The sequence below is a fragment of the Rhodopseudomonas pentothenatexigens genome, from assembly GCF_900218015.1.
In the GTDB taxonomy this organism is placed as follows: Bacteria; Pseudomonadota; Alphaproteobacteria; order Rhizobiales; family Xanthobacteraceae; genus Rhodopseudomonas; species Rhodopseudomonas pentothenatexigens.
Genome location: NZ_UFQQ01000043.1, coordinates 1 through 17,147 on the forward strand (window position 1 = coordinate 1; position 17,147 = coordinate 17,147).

Sequence of the window (17,147 nt, forward strand, 5' to 3'; positions counted from 1 at the left end):
ATATTGTCCAATATCTTCGCGTTGTTCGGCTCCTGCTCAAACCGGACCAACTGGTTGTCGACCGTGTCCAGGCTCTCGAAGGTCTCCGTCAAAAATTCACGAAGAAGATCGTCCATACGCGTTACGCCTTTCGCCTGCACCCTTGCCGACCGGACAGCCCTCCGCCCAGCGAGCGGAAGTTAGGTCCACTGCCAGCCATATCCGGCGGTGGCCTACGCTCTCGTTAATTTTGAGCTACGTAGGAGTACGAAGTCGGCGGCGCGGCTTCTTATCGAGCGAAGCCGACACCGCTCAGGCAGCCCGGACCGTGTCGAGGAAACGACTGACTTCGGCCTTCAACCGGTTACTGTCCTGGGACAGCGCCCGCGCCGCCGACAGCACCTGCGACGCCGCCGAACCGGTCTCCGCCGCCCCCTGCTGCACGCTGGCGACGTTCGAACTCACCTCCATCGTGCCGTGCGCAGCCTTCTGAACGTTACGGGCGATCTCCTGGGTCGCGGCGCCCTGCTGCTCGACCGCCGACGCGACCGTGGAGGCGATCTCCGCCATCCGGTCGATGGTGACGCCGATCTGCCGGATCGCGGCGACCGACTCCTCGGTGCCGGCCTGGATGCCGGCGATCTGCTGGCTGATATCGCCGGTCGCCTTCGCGGTCTGCTCGGCGAGCGCCTTCACTTCCTGCGCGACCACCGCGAAACCGCGTCCGGCCTCGCCGGCCCGCGCCGCCTCGATCGTGGCATTGAGGGCCAGCAGGTTGGTCTGGCCGGCGATGTTGTTGATCAGTTCGACCACCGCTCCGATCCGCCCCGCGGCCTGCGATAGCTCGCTCACCCGATCGTTGGTGTGCCGCGCCTGGGCGACGGATTCGATCGCGATCCGCGCCGACTCCTGCACCTGGCGACTGATCTCGTGGACCGACGACGACATCTGCTCGGTCGCCGAGGCGACCGACTGCACGTTGGAGGCCGCCTGTTCGGACGCTGCGGCCACCGCGACGGTCAATCCCTGCGAACGCTCCGCCGTCCCGGTCAGCGTGCCGGCCGAGGCTTCCAGCTCCGTCGACGCCGACGACACGGTCTCGATGATCTCGCCGACGGCGGCTTCGAACTCGCCGGCCAGCCGCTGCATGTCGAGCTTGCGCTGCAGCGCGATCCTGCGGGCAGCATCCTTCTCCTCCTCGCGGGTGAAGTAGAGCTGGTTCTGCATCGCCTGGATGTTGCGCAGCGCCACCCCGATCTCGTCGTCGCAATCGACGACGATACGGCTGTCGAACTTGCTCTGGGATATGTTGGACATCGCCGTGTTCAGCCGGCCGATCGGCACCGTGATCGCGCGGATCGTGGAGCGGCCGTTCAGAATGCCGAGCAGCAGCCCGAGCGTCAGCAGCACCAGCGAGATCGCCCACAGCCGGGCGTATTGCAGCTGAGCGGCGTCGTACTCCGCCCCGCCCTCGCGCATCTGGATCGCCACCAGCCCGTCGAGGTCGGCCTTGGCGAGGTCGTAGAGCCGCCTTCCTTTTCCGGTCACCAGCGCGCTGAGCTCGTCGATCTTGCCGTCCCGGAGAAGTTGCAGGCCGGGACGGGTCGCCTGCTCGCCATAGGCGCGACGGCGCTCGACGAACGAGTCCGCCAGCCGCCGCTCCTCCGGGCTCAAATCCGCGGCGAGATAATCGGCGATGGTCTTGAGCAGGGTCTTGGAGTTGGTCTCGATCCGCTGGGTCAGATCCGGCACCTGCTGTCCGGCCTTGGCGAGGAGCGCGGCGCCGCTCAGCGCCATCGCGTTGTCGAGCATCCGATCGTTGATGACGTAGAGTTGCTCCAGCGGCATGACGCGGTGGCCGAACATCGTGCTCAGCCGCAGGTTGGCGTCGCGGGTCGACCACAGTCCGACCGCGCCGACGACGACCAGCAGCACCGCCTGCACCGTCACCAGCGAGGTCAGCCGAGCCTTCAGCGTCCGCGTGAAGATGGAGAACCGGTCCCGCCACGATCGCCGCCGAATGATGCCGTCGTCGATCTTGTAGCCGTGCGCCTTGTTGTCCCGCAGCAAGGCATAGACGTGCTCGGCCTCGGCGCGCTGATCCGCCGGCAGCTTGGTCCGCACCGACATGTAGCCGGTCACCTCGCCATTCTCCCACAGCGGCGTCGCGCTGGCGAGCACCCAATAGAAGCCGCCGTTCTTACGCCGGTTCTTCACCGCGCCGACCCACGGCCGGCCGGCCTTCAGCGTGTCCCACAGGTTCTGGAAAGCTTCGACAGGCATGTCCGGATGGCGCACGATATTGTGCGGCTGGCCGATCAATTCCTGTTCGCTGAAACCGGACGCAGCGACGAACTGGTCGTTGAAATAGGTGAGCTTGCCTTTGAGATCAGTCTTTGAAACGATAAGCGTGCCGTCTTCGAGCACGTGCTCGTCGCTGGTGACGGGCAAGTTCTTGCGCATTTCAGACTCCAAACAGCTACGAGCCGATAAGCTCGCCTGACGTGATCGTATTGTTCGAGTTCGCAGCCGTTCCGACACCCGGGCGCGGGCTGCTTCGTTGCAGGTCATCCGGCCGATGTCGGGCTTCCGGAGCCCGACGACCGCGGCGAGGGCGCGGTGCTACAACCGACGCGTGAACGTTTTGGAAAGCGACAAGGCCGCGTTGCCTCGCCGGCGTTCAGGCCAATTTCAGACATTCGCCGCAACGGCGAAACGTCGTCAGATCGACTACTCGTTCACCAACAGAATCCTCATCGGAATTCGACTTTAGAATGATGCTCGACATTCAATATCTCCATGGTGCGCCACTCGTCGACGCTTCACCGGACTGCACCGAGGAAACGGAAGTACGCACGCTGCCCAAGGGATGGGTCGTTACTTGGGAAGAATCCGAGGATAGAAAGCCAAATCTATCCTATTCGTAAAACTGTCTGAAAAACCGCGCGATTTGCCGCTCCTGGGTGGGAGGTTCGCTATCGGAGCGACGCAATCAGTGAAGCGCGATCGTGAATCGAGTGAGCGATCAGACTTAAGTCGAAAGACAACGTTTGAGGGTCGCGCACAGCAATTTCAGACGGGCCGCACCGATGCACACCGCAGCTTCAGCCGTTGCGCTCGAAGCGCGGGCCGCACACCTCGCCCCAGGAATGCACGATCGGCAGCCCGGCCACGGTGCTGCGCAGATTGGCGAGCGAGATCCGCAGCGCTGCGAGGTCGATGGGCTTGGGGAAACTCTGCAACAGTTCCATGCCGAGCGACTTGGCGAGATCGCGCGACGCGCGGCGGTGCTGCGAACTCATGCCGCTGATCACGATCATCGGGCCCTGATACTTGGCCGCCGCCATCGCCCGCATCACGTCGGCTCCGTCGCCGTCGTCGAGCTTCAGGTCGAGGGTAATGCAGTCGAAGTGCTTGACCCGGACCAAGGCGATCCCCTCGGCGCAGGTCGCCGCATGGGTGACTGCGTACCCGGCCTTCTCGGCTGCGCCGCCGATCAGCATGCGCTGCACCAGGTCATCGTCGACCACCAGCAGGTCGAGCAGCCCGAGCACGCGGTCGGCGTTCGTTTCGGCCTGGGCCAGATCGGTCCGTTCTTCGCTGTGCATCACTCGGCTCCCCGTCAATCGGTCGCCGAGCAATATCGAGCCCTGTGCAACCAGGGGTTAATTCGATCGCACACCGCGCCGCCGACGCGCAGCCCAATGCCCGGGTGGTTGACGCGGCGTTGATCGAACCGGCGCAATTATACAGATTGCGCCGGCGATCCGCCCGACTGGATCAGGCCGACCAGCGCCAGTCGCGGACTTCGGGCAGATCGTCGCCGTGTTCTCCGATGTACAGCTTGTGACGCTGGATCGTCGCCCAGTAGCGCGAGGTGGCGGCGTCGCGCTGGTCGGCAAGCCGCGGGATCCGCAGGATGGCGTCCAGCGCCAGCCGGTAGCGATCGAGATCGTTCAGCACCACCATGTCGAACGGCGTGGTGGTGGTGCCCTCCTCCTTGTAGCCGCGGACGTGGATGTTGACGTGGTTGCGGCGGCGGTAGGTCAGCCGGTGGATCAGCCACGGATAGCCGTGGAAGGCGAAGATCACCGGCTTGTCGGTGGTGAACAGTTCGTCGAAGCGGCGGTCGTCCATGCCGTGCGGATGCTCCGAGCTCGGCTGCAGCACCATCAGGTCGACGACGTTGACGACCCGGATCCTGATGTCCGGCACATACTCGCGCAACAGCTTGACCGCCGCCAGCGTCTCGACCGTCGGCACGTCGCCGGCGCAGGCCATCACCACATCGGGCTCGCCCTCGTCGCTGGCCCAGTGCCAGATCCCGGCGCCGGCGGTGCAGTGACGCACCGCGGCGTCGATATCGAGCCACTGCCATTCCGGCTGCTTGCCGGCGACGATCAAATTGACGTAGTTGCGGCTGCGCAGGCAGTGATCGGCCACCGACAGCAGGCAGTTGGCGTCCGGCGGCAGATAGATCCGCACCACGTTCGACTTCTTGTTGGCGACGTGATCGATGAAGCCCGGATCCTGATGCGAGAAGCCGTTGTGATCCTGGCGCCAGACGTGTGACGTCAGTAGATAGTTCAGCGACGCGATCGGCTTCCGCCACGGAATCGTGGCACAGGCCTTCAGCCATTTGGCATGCTGGTTGAACATCGAATCGACGATGTGGATGAACGCTTCGTAGCACGAGAAGAAGCCGTGCCGGCCGGTCAGCAGATAGCCTTCGAGCCAGCCCTGGCACAGATGCTCGCTGAGCACTTCCATCACCCGGCCGTCGGGGCCGAGATTGACATCGACGTCGTCGATCGCCGCCATCCACTCCTTCGGCGACACCTGCAGCACCGCATCGAGCCGGTTCGACGCGGTCTCGTCCGGCCCGAACAGCCGGAAGTTCTGGCTGTCGAGGCTGTTCTTCATCACGTCACGCAGGAAGGTGCCGAGCACACGGGTCGCTTCGGCCTTCAGCGCTCCAGGCCCGGTCAGTGTCACCGCATAGTCGTGGAAATCGGGCAGCGACAGCGGCTCGAGCAGCTCGCCGCCATTGGCGTGCGGATTGGCGCTCATCCGGCGGCGGCCGGTCGGCGCCAGCGCCTGAAGTTCGTCGCGCAGCTTGCCGGTTTGGTCGAACAGCTCTTCCGGACGATAGCTGCGCATCCAGTCCTCGAGCAGCGTCAGGTGCTCGGGGTTCTTGAAGTCTGCGATCGGCACCTGATGGGCGCGCCAGGTGCCCTCCACCGGCTTGCCGTCGACCTGCTTGGGACCGGTCCAGCCCTTCGGCGTCTGCAGCACGATCATCGGCCAGCGCGGCCGCTCGGTGGCGCCGTGATTGCGCGCCTTGTCTTGAATAGCTCTAATCTCGGCGAGGACGCGCTCCAGCGTCGCCGCGAGCGTCTGGTGAACGATCGCGGGATCATCGCCCTCGACGACGTAAGGCTCGTAGCCGTAGCCGCGCATCAGATCGGTCAGTTCCTGCGGCGTGATCCGCGCCAGCACCGTGGGATTGGCGATCTTGTAGCCATTGAGGTGCAGGATCGGCAGCACCGCCCCGTCGCGCGCCGGATTGAGGAACTTGTTGGAGTGCCAGCTCGTCGCCAGCGCGCCTGTCTCGGCCTCGCCGTCGCCGACCACGCAGGCGACGAACAGATTCGGATTGTCGAACGCCGCACCGTAAGCGTGCGCCAGCGAGTAGCCGAGCTCGCCGCCTTCGTGAATCGAACCGGGCGTTTCCGGCGAGACATGACTCGGTACGCCGTGCGGCCAGGAGAACTGCCGGAACAGCCGCTGCATGCCATTGCGGCTGCGTTCGATCGCCGGATAGCGCTCGGTGTAGGTACCTTCGAGATACGCGTTCGCGACCAGACCCGGTCCGCCATGGCCCGGACCGATGATGTAGATCATGTCGAGGTCGTGCGCGGTGATCAGCCGGTTGAGATGCACGTAGAGCAGATTGAGACCCGGGGTCGTGCCCCAGTGACCGAGCAGGCGCGGCTTGATGTGATCGAGCTGCAGCTTCTGATCGAGCAGCGGGTTGTCCTGCAGATAGATTTGACCGACCGACAGGTAGTTCGCAGCGCGCCAGTAGGCGTCCATCTTCTGCAACAGATCGTTGGACAACACGTCGGACATCATCATCTCCAAATCATCAGGCTGATGCGCGCCGGATCGGCGCAGATGCGAGGCTTTGCCCCGCAGGCGGGTTCGCTTCCACGTCACACGTTGCGGCGCGCCCCCGCGCACGGCGATGATGGTCGCAAACAATGTCAGCTTTGCGTGACATAGTCTTGCGCGAACGCAACGCATTGTGACCAATCATGCGTCACGAAGCCATCGTTGTCGCGACCCGCATACGAGCCACGCGTCCACGTCAACGACAGCGCCGCCGCGCCGGAACCGGCACGATGTTTGATGCGGATCAATCGCGACGGTGCCATCTTGTTGATTCTGATCAATGTGTTTGCAGCGCGACCAACCAAGATGCCGCGCGTCAGCGTAGCGGTACTCCTGAGGCCACGAATGTCCGAGTCCCAGCTTCGTCAAAACATCCTTGACGAGTTCGAGTTCGATCCGAGCTTCAACAGCGGCCACATCAGGGTTGCTGTCGAGAACGACAACGTGATCCTCAGCGGTCACGTGATCAGTTACGCGGAGAAGGTGGCGGCGATCGCGGCGACGCGGCGCGTCAAGGGCGTGCATGCGATCACCGATCACATCGAGGTCCGCTATCCGTTCAATCGCACCGCCGACGACCAGATTGCGCAGCGCGCCTGTGATCTGCTGGACTGGAACGTGCTGGTTCCCGCCAGTTCGGTGGAGGTGCAGGTCGAGAACGGCTGGCTGACGCTGAGCGGCACGGTCGATTGGCACTTCGAGCGCGCCGCAGCCGAGGACGACGTTCGCAAGCTGGCGGGCGTGACCGGCGTCACCAACAACATCGTCATCAACAATCCGCTGGCCGATCATTCCTGCATCCGCGACAAGATCGAGTCCGCGCTGCGCCGCCACGCCGAGATCGATTCCAGGACCATTCGAGTCACGGTGAAGAACGGCAACATCGTGATCCTGGAAGGCCGAGTCGACACCTGGGACGAACGCCGTGCGGCGCAAAATGCCGCATGGTCGACACCCGGCGTAGCAGCGGTCGATGACCGCCTGATGATCAACTGAGGCAGGCTTCCCGCGCGTGACGCGGGATCACGCGTCCTGCGCGGTCGCGCGCGGCGCGCTGCGCGGCGGCGCCACCTGCGCCTCGCGTACGATCGTCACCGTGCAGCCCGCTTCGCCGGCGACCTTGGCCGAGACGCTGCCGAGCAGCGAGCGCAGCACCGAGCTGCGCCGGGCGCCGATCAGGATGTGATCGACCCGGCTCGCCTGCGCGAATTCGAGAATCGCCGACGCCGGATCGATCGCCTCCAGCACGTGCACGGTGAGACGTTCGTCTTCGAGCTTCAGCGGCTCGGCCCAGTGCCTGAGCTGCACCAGGCGGTCGACGTGCTTGTTGTGGCCGTGCTCGTCCAGGGTTCGGTCGATCGTCATCCGGCCGAGCTTGAGCACGTTGAGGCAGGCGAGCCGCGCCGACGGCAGCGTGGCTAGGATACGCGAGGCGGTGACGCGCAGCGCTTCGTTGAGCGCCGGCGAGCCCTCGGCCACGTCGATCGCCACTGCCACGATCGGCGCCGACGCCAGATGCGCCGCCATCGACTCGACCGCGCGCGGCCGCGTCAATTCCTTGTTGAAGCGACGCCGCAGCACGGTGCGCAGCGGATCGTGCTTCAGCTTCTCCGAACGCGTGGTCAGCTTCACCTCGGCCGGATGGGTGAGGTCGAACACCAGTTGCGCTGCGGTCGGGTAGCGCCATTCGGGCTGGATCTCCAGGCAGCGCAGCACGATCTCCTGCAGCCACGGCGGATAGTCGGGCCGCAGCCTTCGCGGCGGATGCGGATCGCGCCACAGCCGGCGACGCATGCCGTACATCGTCTCGGTCTCGCCGAACGGCCGCACCCCGGTGGTGAAGAAATACAGCAGCACGCCGAGCGCAAACAGATCGCTGCGCGGCTCGTCGCGGACGCCCAGCAACCGTTCGGGCGCCATATACGGCGCGGTGCCGAACGGCAGCCGGAATTCCTCCTGCATCAGGTCCGGCAACTGATCGCTGCAGGCCAGCCCCATGTCGAGCAGCACCGCCTCGCCCGTGGGTCGAAACATGATGTTGCTCGGCTTGATGTCGTGATGGATGACGTGCTGGCGATGCAGGTCGGCAATCGCGGTGGCGATCCTGGCGGCGATCGCCACCGCTTCGTCGTAAGGCAGCGGCAGCTCGGGCAGCCGCGCCAACAGCGGCTCGCCGGCGATGCGCTCCATCACGATGTAGGGATGGCTGGAGAAGTCCCGCATCCCGACGAATTTCGCAACGTGCGGACCCGACAGCCGCGGCATCAGCATCTGCTCCATCTCGAAGCTGACGATCGCCGCCGGGTCCTCGCCCTCGCCGATCCGCGGCGTCTTCATCACCATCGGCATCGGGTCGTCGTCGCGGCGCACCTTGAACAGCGTCGCCATGCCGCCGCGATGGATCGCCTCCTCGATGATGAAGCCGTCGAGCGTCGAGCCGGACTCGAACGTGACCTGGTCCATCGCCTAGCGTCCCACCAGGAGGCGATCGGCCAGCCACGGCGGCAGGCCGTTGTCGCGGATCCGCTGCGCGGCCGCGGCGGCGTCGTAAGCCACCCGGCAATAGGTCAGCTCGTGCTTGACGGTGTCGTACAGCGCGTAGGCCGCCGCCGGGTTGCCGTCGCGCGGCTGACCGACCGAACCCAGCACCGCGTGCCATTGCCGCCCCGGCAGCAGATGCACCGGCACGTCGGTGGTCGGCACGAAGGTCGTCATCTTGCCGGTGACGGAGAGCGAATACAGCGCCGGCTTGTGGACGTGGCCGCAGAACGTGACGTGGGCCGACACCGCCTGCATGCTGCGTGAGGCGATCGAACTGTCGGTGACGTAGATCCAGCCTTCCGGCCGGGTCGCCTCCGCATGCACGAACAGCAGGCTGTGCTCCTCGTGGCGCATCGGCAGTTCGGCGAGAAACCTGCGCTGCGCCGAATCGAGCTGACCGCGCGTCCACTCGATCGCCGCCTCGGCTTCGGCGTTCATCTGCACCTTCGGCTGGCCGATCGCAGCATCGTGATTGCCGAGCACCGCGACCGCGCCGTCCGCCACCAGCTCGCGCACGGTGTCGACCGACCAGTCCGGATCGGCGCCGTAGCCGACATAGTCGCCGAGCAAGACGATGCGCTCGACGCAGCGTTGTCGCGCGTCGGCAAGGCATGCGGTGAACGCCGGCCGATTGGCGTGAATGTCGGCGAAAAGCCCCAGCAGCACCGCGTCCCCTCCTGCTTCCCCGACCGCCCGAAAGGGCGGCCCCGTTGCTCGTCCCAGCCTCACCGGCCGCTTTCGTATCAGGCGGATTTTCTGCGACGCATCCGAAGTTTACGGCCTGTCTTTGATCGATCGCAACCGCGTTGCACTCCTTGATCCAGCGCAATGGGAGCCGCGTGCTTGTGTGAGTATATCGCGCGGCAAGTTACGTTGGAGGCGCTCATGACCGCACCCGGCAAGCCGACAAAAAACGCGCCCGTGACAGAAGCCGTCGCCGACGTCGTCCGAGAGTGGGAAGAGATTGCAGGAAGTCCGAGCGAGCTCGAAGCGTTCGGGCGCGCGATGGCCAACATGGTCAAGGACCTTGGGCTGTCGCCGGCCGAAGTCCGCGCGCTGGCGACCAAGGGCACCAGCGCCAAGGAGTTACCTTGCCTGCTCGAAGCGCTGCGCATCAGCATCCGTGCGCTCGCCGAAAAAGAGCCGATGCTGCTCAACGATCTGCGGCGTACCTGCGCCATCTGCGACCACAAGCAGGAATGCGACGCCGACATCGCAGCCGGTACGCTGATCCCCAGCTATCAGCGCTACTGTTTGAACGTCGACACGCTGGACGCTCTCAGCCACGACGCCAAATTCGTAGCGGAGTCGTGACTCCTTCCGATCTGCGCGGCGATACGTGCCGCGCCTTCGCATAGGCGAGACGCGAACGACGGATCGCCTAGTACCAAAGCACCATTTCGTTTGATCTGCGTCAATAAACGTTGACAGTGCGTATGTCATCGTTTCTTGACAATCATGGGAGAAAGTCAGTGCGCATCCTTCTCATTCACCCGAATTATCATTCCGGTGGCGCAGAGATCGCCGGCCACTGGCCGCCGGCATGGGCCCCTTATCTGGCCGGTGCGCTGCAAGCCAACGGGTTCACCGACATCAAATTCGTCGATGCGATGACGGAGGAGATCTCCAATGAGAGTCTCGCCAAGATCATTGCGGAATACCAGCCTGATCTGGTCGGCGCCACCTCGATCACGCCGTCGATCTATGCGGCCGAAGAGGCGCTGAAAGTCGCCAAGCAGGTCAATCCGAAGATCGTCACCATGCTGGGGGGCGTGCACGCGACCTTCATGTATCAGCAGGTGCTGAGCGAAGCGCCGTGGGTCGACGTCATCGTCCGCGGCGAAGGCGAAGAGATCGTCGTCGAGCTGGCGCGCGCCGTTGCCTCGGGCAACTGGCCGGCGAACCGCTCCGAGATCAAGGGCCTCGCCTACACCGAAGGGTCCAACGGCGAGAGCCAGATCGTCGCCACCGCGGCGGCCCCGACGGTCAAGGACCTCGACGCCATCAAGCCGGACTGGGGCGTGCTCAACTGGAATCTGTATCGCTACATTCCGATGAACACCCGCGTGGCGATCCCGAACATGGCGCGCGGCTGTCCGTTCACCTGCTCGTTCTGCTCGCAGTGGAAATTCTGGCGCGACTACCGCGTCCGCGACCCGAAGAAGGTGGTCGACGAGATCCAGGAACTGGTCGAGAAGTACGATGTCGGCTTCTTCATCCTCGCCGACGAAGAGCCGACCATCAACCGCAAGAAGTTCATCCAGTTCTGCGAAGAGCTGATCGCGCGCGGTCTGAACAAGAAGGTGCAGTGGGGCATCAACACCCGCGTCACCGACATCCTGCGCGACGAGCAGCTCTTGAAGTTCTACAACGAAGCCGGCCTGATGCACGTCTCGCTCGGCACCGAAGCGGCGGCGCAGCTCAAGCTCGACCTGTTCAACAAGGAGACCAAGATCTCCGACAACAAGAAGGCGATCCGCCTGCTCCGCGAAGCCGGCATCGTCGTCGAAGCGCAGTTCATCGTCGGTCTCGACTCCGAAACCCCGGAGACGCTGGAAGAGACCTATCGCATGGCGATGGACTGGAAGCCGGACCTCGCCAACTGGTCGATGTACACCCCCTGGCCGTTCACGCCGCTGTTCAAGGAACTGTCGGACAAGGTCGAGGTGTTCGACTTCGCCAAGTACAACTTCGTCACGCCGATCGTGAAGCCGGCGGCGATGGAGCGTGGCGAACTGCTCGACCGGGTGATGAACAACTATCGCCGGTTCTACATGTACAAGGCGTTCTTCTCGTATCCCTGGTCGGGAACGGGACGCCGGCGCCGCTACCTGCTGGGCTGTCTGAAGGCGTTCCTCAAGGCCGGCTTCGAGCGCAAATTCTACGACCTCGGCCGCGTCGGCTATTGGGGTCCGCAGTCGAAGAAGAAGGTCGACTTCCACTTCGACGAAACCAAGAAGATCTCGCACGCGCAGATGGCCGATTGGGAAGCCAACGCCGACCGTTCGCGCAAGGCGGCCGCCTCGCAGATGGCCATCGTCTCGGCCTGCGGCGGCGGCACCGAGCAGATGGAAGAAAGCGAAGCCGATGCCAAGGCGGCGCTCGCCAAGTCCGTAACCAGCCGCATGGCGGATACAACCCATGACGCAGGTTCGGCCACCCGCCACTGACGTGGAGACGCATTCGGCGGTGTCCGAGATCGGGCCCAATGCCGTCATCCAACTGATCCACGCGCTCGACGCGGCCGGCCTCCAGCCGGCCGCGAAGGAGATCTTCTCCGAGGCGGCGGCGAGCGACTGGCTCGCGCAGCCGCCGTCGGCGATGGTGGACGAGCGCCCGGTGGCGGCGATCCATCAGGCGGTGCGGCGCGTTTTGCCGCCGCAGCAGGCCGCGGCGATCCTCGCCGACGCCGGGCTGCGCACCGGCGACTACATCCTGGCCAACCGGATTCCGAAGCTCGCCCAGGCGGTGCTGAAGATCATGCCGGCTTCGATCGCGGCCAGGATGCTGACCAAGGCGATCACCGCGCACGCCTGGACCTTCGCCGGTTCCGGCGAGTTCTCGGCGCAGGCCGGCAAGACGGTGACGTTCGAGATCGCCGCCAATCCGTTGTGCGCCGGCGAACACGCCGATCACAATGTCTGCGTCTGGCACGCCTCCGTATTCCAACGGCTATTCCAGTCGCTGGTGTCGCCCTATACACGGGTCACCGAGACGGCGTGCGGAGCGCATGGCGACGATTGCTGTCGCTTCGTGGCGGATTGGACCTCGATCCCCGACGCCGCCAATATTTACGCCAGCAGGCGATCAGAGCCGATCGCAGGCCAATCCGAAACCCTCTCCGCGCGTTGATCCGCGGGCGATCAGAGAGATCACGACGATGTCGTCTGCCCTCGACAAATACGCCAAGAGCTCGGTGCCGCGCTACACCAGCTATCCGACAGCGCCGCATTTCGCCAAGGATTTTCCGGAATCGATCTATCGCGGCTGGCTGGCGCAGCTCGACACCGACGAGCCGATCTCGCTGTATCTGCACGTGCCGTTCTGCAAGCAGATGTGCTGGTACTGCGGCTGCAACATGAAGCTTGCGGCGAAATACGACCCGGTCGCCGACTATGTCGAGCATCTGATCGACGAGATCGACCTCGTCGCCGACGCCCTGCCCGGCACCATGCCGGTGCGCCATCTGCATTTCGGCGGCGGAACCCCGACGGTGATCGATCCGCAGGATCTCGGCGCGGTGATGACGCTGCTGCGCGAGCGGTTCGAATTCCTACCCGATGCGGAGATCGCGATCGAAAGCGATCCCCGTACCTTGACCGACACCATGGCCGCCAAGATCGGCGAACTCGGCTTCACTCGCGCCAGCTTCGGCGTGCAGGAGTTCGATCCGAAGGTGCAGGAAGCGATTAACCGCATCCAGCCGCCCGAGATGGTCGCGCGCGCGATGCAGCAGTTCAAATCGGCCGGCGTCGAGCGGATCAATTTCGACCTGATCTATGGGCTGCCCTATCAGACCGCCGAGGATCTGCGCCGCACCGTCGAGCAGTGCGTCGAGATGCGGCCAGACCGGGTGGCGCTGTTCGGTTACGCGCACGTGCCGTGGGTCGCCAAGAACCAGCGGATGATCCCGGACGAGTCGCTACCGAAGCCGGAGCTGCGCGCCACCCAGGCCGACACCGCCGCCGAGGCGCTGGTCAAGGGCGGCTATGTCCGGATCGGCCTCGATCATTTCGCGCTGCCGGGCGACTCGCTGGCGATCGCCGCCAAGACCGGGGAGCTGCATCGCAACTTCCAGGGCTACACCGCGGACGCGGCGCAGACCCTGATCGGGCTCGGCGCCACTTCAATCGGCCGAACGCCGAGCGGCTATGTGCAGAACATCAGCGAGACCGGCGCCTGGTCACGCGCCGTCGACGCCGGCCAGATTCCGGTCGCGCGCGGCCATGCGCTGACCCAGCAGGACAATCTGCGCGCCCATGTGATCGAACGCATCATGTGTGACGGCAAGGTCGACCTCGCCGCCGCCGGCAAGGCGTTCGGCTACGCCGAAGACTGGTACGCACCGGAGCTGGACTCGCTCGCCGAACTGCAGCGCGACGGCGCGGTGGTGTGCAACGGCAGCAAGCTGACCCTGACGTCGGACGGCCTGCGGCTGTCGCGTGTCGTCGCCTCGGTGTTCGACACCTATCTGCGCAATTCGTCGGTCCGGCATTCGATCGCCGTCTGACCGGCCGCAACTCTTCGACTGAGACAGCGCGCGCCTCGGCGCGCGTTTGTCGTTTTGATGCAGCTCAATTGCAATTCCGCTGCCGGGTGGATTATTACCGTCGACGGTAATGGAGCAAGCATCAGTATCCTTACGGAGCTGCATCTTTAACGGAAATTACCACATCTTGCAGCCTAATCGCCGCGTGGTTCTTCCGTGCGGGTCTGCAGCGTCGCAGCTCTCCACGATCGGACCAATCGAGGTACGTGCAATGGCCCACAAACTCAAAGTCACAGAAGACATGGTTGCCAAGGCCGCCGCCGCATTCCGCGCCGCCAACGGCAACGAGTTGTTCTGCCTCCGTGCCGCGCTGGAAGCCGCACTCGCCAACGAGACGTTCTCGGTCGGCGACGAAGTCACGACCCAGGGCGGCGCCACCGGTATTATCCTATCGATCAATGGCGACGAAGCGCAGATCTCGTGGTCGTGCCGGGGCAAGACCACCAGCAAGCTGTCCGAACTCGAGCACATCGAGCGCGGCGAGTCGGTCCTCGCCGATAACCGCGCCGCCTGAGCCACGCTCGTCGCGCGCCGGCTGCTGCCGGCGCTGCGCTCGTCGACCGGCGCTGCCCGCGCCGGCGCCGCATCTTGATCCACGTCAACCTCCCGACCGGCACGTTTGATCCAATGCGGATCAAACGCACCAAACAAATCGGGAGGACACCATGCAGATCCAGCATATCCATCACGTCGCCTATCGCTGCAGGGACGCCAAGGAAACCGTTGCGTTCTACGGCCGGGTGATGGGGATGGAGCTGATCGGCGCGATCGCCGAGGACAAGGTGCCGTCGACCAAGGCGCCCGATCCCTACATGCACATCTTCCTCGATGCCGGTGCCGGCAATATCCTGGCGTTCTTCGAGCTGCCGAACTCGCCGCCGATGGGCCGCGATCCGAACACCCCGGATTGGGTGCAGCATATCGCGTTTCAGGTCGACGACGTCGATGCGTTGATGGCGGCCAAGCAGCGCGCCGAGGCCGAGGGGCTCGAGGTGGTCGGCCCGACCGATCACACCATCTTCAAGTCGGTCTACTTCCGCGATCCCAATGGCCATCGGCTCGAAGTCGCTGCCTGGACCGCAACGCCGGAGCAACTCTCCCAGATGAAGAGCGTCGCCCACGCGATGGTCGACGAATGGGCCGTCACCAAGAAGCCGCCGCGCCACACCGCCTGGCTGCACCAGAAGGAATTCGCCGAAGTCGAATAGCACCAGCGCGAAGCGGGAGTTGCACGATGGGCAAGCTGGTGCTGGCGGCCAAGGTCAGTCACGTACCGTCACTGATGTTGTCGGAGACCTCCGACAGCCCGCTGCGTCAGGCGCGCGCCGGCGCGGTCGCAGCGCTGCGCGAACTCGGTCGCCGCGCGAAGGAGCGCGAGGTCACCAGCTTCGTGGTGTTCGACACCCACTGGCTGTCGAATTTCGGTTATCACATCAACGCCAATGCGCGGCACAGCGGCTCGTTTACCAGCCACGAGGCGCCGCACATGATCCAGGATTTGCGTTACGAGCTGCCGGGCGATCCAATATTCGCGCAGGCGATCGCCGCCGAGGCGCAGAGCCGCGGATTGAAAATTCTGGCGCATCAGGTGCCGACGCTCGGGCTCGAATACGGCACCATCGTGCCGATGCACTATCTCAATCCCGACGGCTGGGCGAAGGTGGTATCGATCGCCTGCCCACTGTTCACCTCGATCGAGGAGAGCCGCGCGCTCGGCGAAGCGACGCGCCGCGCCATCGACGCCTCCGACGAACGCGTCGCGATTCTCGCCTCCGGCTCGCTGTCGCACCGGCTGTGGCCGAACAAGGATCTCGGCCCCGACGCCTGGACCACGATCGCCAGTGAGTTCAACCGCCAGGTCGATCTGCGGGTGCTGCAGCTCTGGCAGGAGCGCCGCTACCGTGAATTCACCGCGATGCTCCCGGACTATGCGGTGAAGTGCAACGGCGAAGGCGGCATGGCCGATACCGTGATGCTGTTCGCGGCGCTCGGGTGGGACGATTACACCGGCGAGGCCGAGCCGCTGTGCGATTATTTCCCCTCCAGCGGCAGCGGCCAGATCAATGTCGAATTTCATGTGAGTTAAATTGCAGGTGCATTGCGGCCGCGAAGCCTCCCACGCGCCTTGACAAACAGGCTCGGCCCCGGCGGAATCCAGATCGATGGGCCGCTATCCAAGGCGCGGGACAGGGATGACTCGAGTACGCCAGCTCGGAGCGCTTCAGCTCGCGATCCTGATCGGGATCGCGGCGCCGATCTCGCCTGCCCCAGCGCAGTGGTGGCCGAACAAGGAGCCGATCGACTTCGAAGACTGCATCGCCAAGGGCGAGACCGAGGCGACCACCCAAGACGCCAAGGCGGCGCTGCAAACCCATTGCGACTCCAAATTCGCCGGCCGGCGCAAACCCGGCGGCGGCTACACCTATTTCGACTTCATGCAGAACCGCAGCTTCGACATCGCCGGTCCCAATCCGACCGCCGAAGAGCTGCGTAAGATCGACGAAGAGTACACCGCGTTTCTCGACCAGCGCCGCCGGCAGATGATCGCCGCCGCCTTCGCCGCCAAGCAGCAGCAGATCGCCGCACTGCAACAACAGGCGGCCGTCGCCGAGCCACCGCCGCCACTGCCGAAGCCGCGCGTCGCCGCCGACAAGCCGCGTTCTGCAACAGACAAAACGCGCGCCGTCGCCGGCAAGCCGCGGCCGCGACCCGAGACCAGGCGCGCTCACCGCAAACCTGCGGCGGAGCCGCAGCGCTACGCCTGCGGCAGCAACGATCCGGTGTCCTGCGGCCTGACCCAGCTCTCAGCCGGCTTCACCGCGGTAAAGACCTCATTGTTCGGCACGCCGGCGAAGACCGCGCAGCGCCGCTGAGCGCAACCTGCGCCGGCTCACGCCGCCGGTTCAGCGGCCGGAACGTTGGATCACGTCCATCAGTTCCGCGATCTTCTGGCGCTGATCGGCCTTGTCGCCGCTGGCGATCGCATGCTCGACGCAATGCGCAACGTGATCCTTCAGCACCTCTTCCTCCACCCGCCGCAGCGCGGCGCGGACCGCCGAGATCTGGGTGACGATATCGATGCAGTAGCGTCCCTCCTCCACCATCTTGGAGATGCCGCGCACCTGCCCCTCGATCCGGCCCAGCCGTTTTTGACACGACTCCTTGATGTCCTTGTGCATGCCGG

General features: G+C 64.8%; 15 protein-coding genes. 9 read left to right on the forward strand and 6 right to left on the reverse strand.

From position 1 onward, the window contains the following. Positions 1-291: 291 nt before the first annotated feature. From DWA33_RS23640 to DWA33_RS23650, 3 genes are all read right to left on the reverse strand, one after another. A complete protein-coding gene (locus DWA33_RS23640) occupies positions 292-2,442 on the reverse strand; it encodes a methyl-accepting chemotaxis protein (protein WP_114360932.1) in 2,151 nt (716 codons plus the stop codon). Positions 2,443-3,083: 641 nt separating this feature from the next. Further along, positions 3,084-3,587: a response regulator gene (locus tag DWA33_RS23645; RefSeq protein WP_114360933.1), complete on the reverse strand. Its 504-nt coding sequence runs from the start codon at positions 3,585-3,587 to the stop codon at positions 3,084-3,086. 172 nt (positions 3,588-3,759) lie between these two features. After that, positions 3,760-6,111 carry a phosphoketolase family protein gene (locus tag DWA33_RS23650; protein ID WP_114360955.1) on the reverse strand — a complete coding sequence of 784 codons (2,352 nt, stop codon included), beginning with the start codon at positions 6,109-6,111 and terminating at the stop codon, positions 3,760-3,762. A 387-nt stretch (positions 6,112-6,498) separates the two neighbouring features. On the opposite strand from DWA33_RS23650, the gene DWA33_RS23655 reads away from it, so the two are divergent. After that, positions 6,499-7,149: a BON domain-containing protein gene (locus DWA33_RS23655; protein WP_114360956.1), complete on the forward strand. Its 651-nt coding sequence runs from the start codon at positions 6,499-6,501 to the stop codon at positions 7,147-7,149. Between the two features lie 27 nt (positions 7,150-7,176). On the opposite strand, the gene DWA33_RS23660 is transcribed toward DWA33_RS23655, so the two are convergent. Then, a complete protein-coding gene (locus DWA33_RS23660) occupies positions 7,177-8,616 on the reverse strand; it encodes a serine/threonine protein kinase (protein WP_114360934.1) in 1,440 nt (479 codons plus the stop codon). A 3-nt stretch (positions 8,617-8,619) separates the two neighbouring features. Then, entirely contained in the window at positions 8,620-9,360 is a 741-nt protein-coding gene (locus DWA33_RS23665) for a metallophosphoesterase family protein (RefSeq protein WP_114360935.1), read from the reverse strand. Between the two features lie 219 nt (positions 9,361-9,579). On the opposite strand from DWA33_RS23665, the gene DWA33_RS23670 reads away from it, so the two are divergent. From DWA33_RS23670 to DWA33_RS23705, 8 genes are all read left to right on the forward strand, one after another. Further along, positions 9,580-10,008 carry a hypothetical protein gene (locus DWA33_RS23670; RefSeq protein WP_114360936.1) on the forward strand — a complete coding sequence of 143 codons (429 nt, stop codon included), beginning with the start codon at positions 9,580-9,582 and terminating at the stop codon, positions 10,006-10,008. 158 nt (positions 10,009-10,166) lie between these two features. Continuing rightward, positions 10,167-11,864, forward strand: a complete 1,698-nt coding sequence (bchE, locus tag DWA33_RS23675; RefSeq protein ID WP_114360937.1) for a magnesium-protoporphyrin IX monomethyl ester anaerobic oxidative cyclase — start codon at positions 10,167-10,169, stop codon at positions 11,862-11,864. Further along, complete coding sequence (gene bchJ / locus DWA33_RS23680) at positions 11,836-12,546, forward strand: bacteriochlorophyll 4-vinyl reductase (RefSeq protein ID WP_114360938.1); 711 nt, start codon at positions 11,836-11,838, stop codon at positions 12,544-12,546. Before bchE ends, bchJ begins: the two co-directional genes overlap by 29 nt. A gap of 28 nt (positions 12,547-12,574) precedes the next feature. Further along, positions 12,575-13,924: an oxygen-independent coproporphyrinogen III oxidase gene (gene hemN, locus DWA33_RS23685; RefSeq protein ID WP_114360939.1), complete on the forward strand. Its 1,350-nt coding sequence runs from the start codon at positions 12,575-12,577 to the stop codon at positions 13,922-13,924. Between the two features lie 250 nt (positions 13,925-14,174). Beyond that, positions 14,175-14,477 carry a preprotein translocase subunit YajC gene (locus tag DWA33_RS23690; RefSeq protein ID WP_114360940.1) on the forward strand — a complete coding sequence of 101 codons (303 nt, stop codon included), beginning with the start codon at positions 14,175-14,177 and terminating at the stop codon, positions 14,475-14,477. A gap of 151 nt (positions 14,478-14,628) precedes the next feature. Beyond that, a complete protein-coding gene (locus DWA33_RS23695; RefSeq protein WP_114360941.1) occupies positions 14,629-15,171 on the forward strand; it encodes a VOC family protein in 543 nt (180 codons plus the stop codon). 26 nt (positions 15,172-15,197) lie between these two features. Next, the gene (gene hpaD / locus DWA33_RS23700; RefSeq protein WP_114360942.1) at positions 15,198-16,049 is read left to right on the forward strand and encodes a 3,4-dihydroxyphenylacetate 2,3-dioxygenase; all 852 of its coding nucleotides are present in this window, start codon (positions 15,198-15,200) and stop codon (positions 16,047-16,049) included. Between the two features lie 106 nt (positions 16,050-16,155). Then, complete coding sequence (locus DWA33_RS23705) at positions 16,156-16,836, forward strand: hypothetical protein (protein WP_114360943.1); 681 nt, start codon at positions 16,156-16,158, stop codon at positions 16,834-16,836. Positions 16,837-16,866: 30 nt separating this feature from the next. Here the strand turns inward: DWA33_RS23705 and DWA33_RS23710 are convergent, their stop codons facing one another. Further along, the gene (locus DWA33_RS23710) at positions 16,867-17,142 is read right to left on the reverse strand and encodes a metal-sensitive transcriptional regulator (RefSeq protein WP_114360944.1); all 276 of its coding nucleotides are present in this window, start codon (positions 17,140-17,142) and stop codon (positions 16,867-16,869) included. Between the last annotated feature and the right edge of the window lie 5 nt (positions 17,143-17,147).

Bases quoted from the DNA above. Each gene is read 5' to 3' on its own strand.
- DWA33_RS23640 (WP_114360932.1), bottom strand. From the start codon at position 2,442: ATGCGCAAGAACTTGCCCGTCACCAGCGACGAGCACGTGCTCGAAGAC.
- DWA33_RS23645 (WP_114360933.1), bottom strand. From the start codon at position 3,587: ATGCACAGCGAAGAACGGACCGATCTGGCCCAGGCCGAAACGAACGCC.
- DWA33_RS23650 (WP_114360955.1), bottom strand. From the start codon at position 6,111: ATGTCCGACGTGTTGTCCAACGATCTGTTGCAGAAGATGGACGCCTAC.
- DWA33_RS23655 (WP_114360956.1), top strand. From the start codon at position 6,499: ATGTCCGAGTCCCAGCTTCGTCAAAACATCCTTGACGAGTTCGAGTTC.
- DWA33_RS23660 (WP_114360934.1), bottom strand. From the start codon at position 8,616: ATGGACCAGGTCACGTTCGAGTCCGGCTCGACGCTCGACGGCTTCATC.
- DWA33_RS23670 (WP_114360936.1), top strand. From the start codon at position 9,580: ATGACCGCACCCGGCAAGCCGACAAAAAACGCGCCCGTGACAGAAGCC.
- bchJ (WP_114360938.1), top strand. From the start codon at position 11,836: ATGACGCAGGTTCGGCCACCCGCCACTGACGTGGAGACGCATTCGGCG.
- hemN (WP_114360939.1), top strand. From the start codon at position 12,575: ATGTCGTCTGCCCTCGACAAATACGCCAAGAGCTCGGTGCCGCGCTAC.
- DWA33_RS23690 (WP_114360940.1), top strand. From the start codon at position 14,175: ATGGCCCACAAACTCAAAGTCACAGAAGACATGGTTGCCAAGGCCGCC.
- DWA33_RS23695 (WP_114360941.1), top strand. From the start codon at position 14,629: ATGCAGATCCAGCATATCCATCACGTCGCCTATCGCTGCAGGGACGCC.
- hpaD (WP_114360942.1), top strand. From the start codon at position 15,198: ATGGGCAAGCTGGTGCTGGCGGCCAAGGTCAGTCACGTACCGTCACTG.
- DWA33_RS23705 (WP_114360943.1), top strand. From the start codon at position 16,156: ATGACTCGAGTACGCCAGCTCGGAGCGCTTCAGCTCGCGATCCTGATC.
- DWA33_RS23710 (WP_114360944.1), bottom strand. From the start codon at position 17,142: ATGCACAAGGACATCAAGGAGTCGTGTCAAAAACGGCTGGGCCGGATC.